The sequence below is a fragment of the Oleiphilus sp. HI0123 genome, from assembly GCF_001635315.1.
Genome location: NZ_LWGE01000695.1, coordinates 1 through 825, shown reverse-complemented (window position 1 = coordinate 825; position 825 = coordinate 1). Strand labels below are relative to the sequence as shown.

Genomic DNA, 825 nt, shown 5'->3' with positions numbered 1-825 from the left:
TCAGGGAAATTGCTGTCGATTTTACTGCTGGATCTGGCGGAGTGTTTTGTAGACAGAGCGGCCGTCCCAGGCTCGCTAGAGGGCTAGCAAGGGGGCAGATTCTGCGAGAGGTGGAACCGTTTGCCTACGGATTCGAGAAAAACCATACTTGTAGGCAGAGCCTTCCACGGCTCGCTGGCGGGCTAGCAAGGGTCTGGTTCTGCGAGGGGTTTCCCCCTCTGCCTACAGTAGCGTTGATTGCTTACTTGTTCAGTCGTTCATCAACCAATTTGGCGACCACTGAAGGATCGGCCAAGGTAGAGATATCCCCCAAGCTATCATGCTCGTTCGCGGCTATCTTGCGCAAAATACGGCGCATGATTTTACCAGAACGGGTCTTTGGCAACGCCGGTGCCCACTGGATGATATCCGGTGTCGCGACAGGGCCAATCTCTTTTCTCACCCATTGCTTCAAGGTGTCTTTGAGCGCGTCATTTAGGTCAATGTCATGGTCATGCATCATACTGACATAGACATAAATACCTTGGCCTTTAATATCGTGAGGGTAGCCAACAACAGCGGCTTCGGCAACATCTGGGTGAGCCACTAATGCACTTTCGATTTCAGCGGTGCCCATTCTGTGCCCCGAAATATTCAAGACATCATCAACACGACCGGTAATCCAGTAATAACCATCTTCATCGCGACGCGCACCATCACCTGTGAAGTACATACCTTCATAGGTACTAAAGTAGGTCTGGATAAAGCGTTCATGGTCGCCGTAGACAGTACGCATCTGCCCAGGCCAGCTATCCAGCATAACTAAATTACCTTCAGCTGCACCTT

General features: G+C 51.2%; 1 pseudogene. It reads right to left on the bottom strand.

From position 1 onward, the window contains the following. Positions 1–241: 241 nt before the first annotated feature. Positions 242–825, bottom strand: a pseudogene (locus A3761_RS06270) (AMP-binding protein); the annotation flags it as partial.